4 protein-coding genes are annotated in these 3,276 nt (G+C 24.6%); 1 reads left to right on the top strand and 3 read right to left on the bottom strand.

The window, feature by feature from the left end; translation table 11 throughout:
* Positions 1-104 precede the first annotated feature (104 nt).
* Together G3997_RS03735 and G3997_RS03730 are read right to left on the bottom strand one after the other, a co-directional pair.
* Positions 105-305 (bottom strand): cold-shock protein, encoded by a 201-nt coding sequence (locus G3997_RS03735; RefSeq protein WP_296648322.1) that lies wholly within the window; start codon positions 303-305, stop codon positions 105-107.
* A gap of 166 nt (positions 306-471) precedes the next feature.
* Positions 472-1,404, bottom strand: a complete 933-nt coding sequence (locus G3997_RS03730) for a leucine-rich repeat domain-containing protein (RefSeq protein ID WP_296648317.1) — start codon at positions 1,402-1,404, stop codon at positions 472-474.
* 349 nt (positions 1,405-1,753) lie between these two features.
* Here G3997_RS03730 and G3997_RS03725 point away from each other — a divergent pair, with 349 nt between their 5' ends.
* A complete protein-coding gene (locus tag G3997_RS03725; protein ID WP_296648312.1) occupies positions 1,754-1,915 on the top strand; it encodes a hypothetical protein in 162 nt (53 codons plus the stop codon).
* An 87-nt stretch (positions 1,916-2,002) separates the two neighbouring features.
* Here the strand turns inward: G3997_RS03725 and G3997_RS03720 are convergent, their stop codons facing one another.
* Complete coding sequence (locus tag G3997_RS03720; protein ID WP_296648308.1) at positions 2,003-3,244, bottom strand: NAD(P)-dependent oxidoreductase; 1,242 nt, start codon at positions 3,242-3,244, stop codon at positions 2,003-2,005.
* Positions 3,245-3,276: the final 32 nt, after the last annotated feature.

Below are 3,276 nucleotides of genomic sequence, written 5' to 3'. Positions count from 1 at the left end.
ATCTAACGCTATTAAATAGAATAAAGTTAATGCTTTCAACTGCATTTAAAAATATATAAAAAASACTCTCTTACGAGAGTCTTTGAAGTCTAAATTGTCTATGATTATAATACAGTTATGTTAGCTGCTTGAGGTCCTCTAGCACCTTCAACTATATCAAAGCTTACTTTTTGTCCTTCTTCTAAAGTTTTGAATCCTTCTGCGTTTATAGCTGAGAAATGAGCGAATACGTCATCTCCACCTTCAACTGATATAAATCCAAATCCTTTTTCACTGTTAAACCATTTTACTATTCCGTTAGTCATTTTAAATTTCTCCATACCTTATATTAAGGCTTTCTTTAATATTTGTTGCTTTTTTAAAGCATAATATAAGTATATACCATYATTTAAAAAAAAGATACGTTTTTTGGAATTTTTTTAAAATTAAATTTTATTTATTATATATTAAATTTCATATATACTTAAATTTCTAGCTTTTATTTTCTTCAATATTTACAATTACACTTCCATAAAAACTATTATTCTCATATTCTAACATTCCATTATTAAATTTAAAACTTATAGTATGTGGTAAATATGTTTTATCCCATTTTATAATATTTTTTTCTTTATCATAAGTTCCACTCTCTAAATCTGTTATATTTATAACTTTATCTTCTCTATCTTTTAATAAACTTAAATCTAGTGTATAAGCTTTATCATCTTTTTTACTAATATTCATTGTTATAGTTTGGTCCCATGCAAAAAATCCATCTTCTAAACTTAAGTTTGATAATTGTGATAAATCATTTATACTATTCTTACTTATTCCCAATATTTTTAATTTAGTTAAATTATTTAACATATCTACATTTTCTATTTTATTATAATGAAGTCCTAAGTACTCTAGATTAGTTAGATTTTTTAATATGTCTATATCTTTTATTTCATTATTATTTAAATATAAGTATCTTAAATTTATTAAATTCCTTAATGGTTCTACATTCCTTATTTTATTAAAACTTGCCCATAAAGTAACTAAACTAGTTAAATTTTTTAAAGGCTCTATACTTATTATTTGATTATCATCAATTTCTAAGTGCTTTAAGTTTATTAATTTTTCTATAGGAGTTAAATCCTCTATATTATTGTGCCATAGTACTATCTTTTCTAATTTAGTTAAATATTTTAATTCACTTATATCTTTTATATTATTAAATGGAAGATTTAGATAAGTTATATTTTTTGCATATCTTAGACCTGTCAAATTATATATCTCTCTACTATTTGCATATAAAGTTGTAATACTTAAAATTTCTTCTTCTGTTATATCTTGATGTAAACTTCTTTCTCCACTATTATTTTGTAATGCTTCATTTATGGCTTCTTTTAAATTTATGTCGGGTATATTTATATATTTCATAATACCACCTCATTGAAATTTTACTTTTAGGATATAATTTCGGTTTTATTTACTAAAATATGTTAGGCTATCCATAATGTTGTATGTATAAATTAAACTCTTTTTATTATTTTTCACTAAATTTAGAAAATTTAAATTTTTATGTTAGATAGTTTATTACATATAGCATACTTAGTATATATCTATTTTATTCTTGATTTTTAAGTTTTTCCCTTTATCTTTATTAATTTGCTTTTGTATCAAATTATTTTACATTAATTTGCATATATTTAATTTATTGGTTCTTCTAATTTAAATTATTTTATTGTAATATAATATGTGGTCATATGCATAAAGGAGGAGATTTTGTATGGAAGATGTAACTATTTCAGTTGATGAGATGATAGATTTTATATTTAAAAGATGTGGAGAAAGTATAGATAAAGATACTATCGCTATGATTTTAGATATACAAGAAGAATATTTAGCTTCTTATGGTCTTATTGATACTGATGAAGATGATATATACTAAAAATTCAATTTACTTAAATAATATAGTAATGTTTAATATAACATAACAATATAAATAAAAAAWWTTATTGACACCTTATTTTTTTATTTATAAACTTTTTGATTTACAATACTCATCTATTGAATCTGCAACATTTTTAGCATTTGCTACTGCTTGAACAACTGTTTTAGCTCCTGTAACAACATCTCCTGATGCAAATACACCTTCTCTTGTAGTATGACCGTATTCATCTGTAATTAATAATCCATGCTTATTTGTATCTAATTTTTCAGTATTTGATACTATATTATTTTTAGGACTTTGGCTAATAGCAATTATTACTGAATCAGCTTCCATTAACTTTTCAGAACCTTCTATATTAACCATTTTTCCATCTTCTAATTTTTCAGTATCTATAAATATTACACCTTCATCTACAATTTCAACTGGTGCTTTAAATAATTCAAAGTTTACCCCTTCTTCTTTTGCATCATTTATCTCTACTTTAGTTGCTGACATATCTTCAAAATCTTTTCTATAAACAACAACTACTTCTTTAGCTCCATGGTACTTGGCAGTTCTAGCTGCATCCATTGCAACATTTCCAGCCCCTATTATAACTACCTTTTCTCCTAATCTATATGATTTTGGAGATTTTAAGTAATCGATTGCATAATGAACATGTCCAAAAGTTTCTCCCTTTATATTTAAAGGTTTTGGATTCCATACACCTGTACCNATGAATATTGCTTCATATCCATCTTCAAATAATTTATCTAAAGTTAYWACTGGACCTACTAAAGCGTTATATCTTATTTTTACATTTAAATCTAGTAATATATTTTCTATATCATCTAAAATACCAACTGGTAATCTAAACTTTGGTATTCCATATCTTAAAACCCCACCTATATGAGATCTTTTGTCAAATATAGTTACTTTATATCCTCTTTGTGCAAGTATTATAGCTAGTGAAATTCCTGCAGGTCCTGAACCTATTATAGCTATTCTTTTATCTAATTTATTTTCTTGTTTTAATTTAACATTTTTTAAATATTCTCTAGATATAAATTTCTCCATCTCATAAAACTCTATAGGTTCACTTTTTATCCCTCTTATACAATTGCCTAAACATTGATCTTCATGCGGGCATACAACTGCACATATTGCTGATAATGGATTATTTTTAAATAAAAGTTCTCCTGCTTCTTCAATTTTATTTTCTTTAAATAAAGTTATTACTTCTGGAATTGGAGTGCTTATTGGACAATTCTTTTTACACTTTGCAACCTTACATGTAAAACATCTATTAGCTTCTTCCTTTAATTTATTAATCTCTATTACTTTCATATCTTCCTCCCACTAATTAAAGTACGATTATA

Source organism: Romboutsia sp. 13368 (genome assembly GCF_018336475.1).
Classification (GTDB): domain Bacteria; phylum Bacillota; class Clostridia; order Peptostreptococcales; family Peptostreptococcaceae; genus Romboutsia.
Note: the sequence above shows the minus strand (reverse complement) of the source record. Positions and strands in the feature narration are given on the sequence as shown.

Excerpts from the sequence above, each read along its gene's own strand:
- G3997_RS03735 (WP_296648322.1), bottom strand. The coding sequence starts at position 305 with ATGACTAACGGAATAGTAAAATGGTTTAACAGTGAAAAAGGATTTGGA.
- G3997_RS03730 (WP_296648317.1), bottom strand. The coding sequence starts at position 1,404 with ATGAAATATATAAATATACCCGACATAAATTTAAAAGAAGCCATAAAT.
- G3997_RS03725 (WP_296648312.1), top strand. The coding sequence starts at position 1,754 with ATGGAAGATGTAACTATTTCAGTTGATGAGATGATAGATTTTATATTT.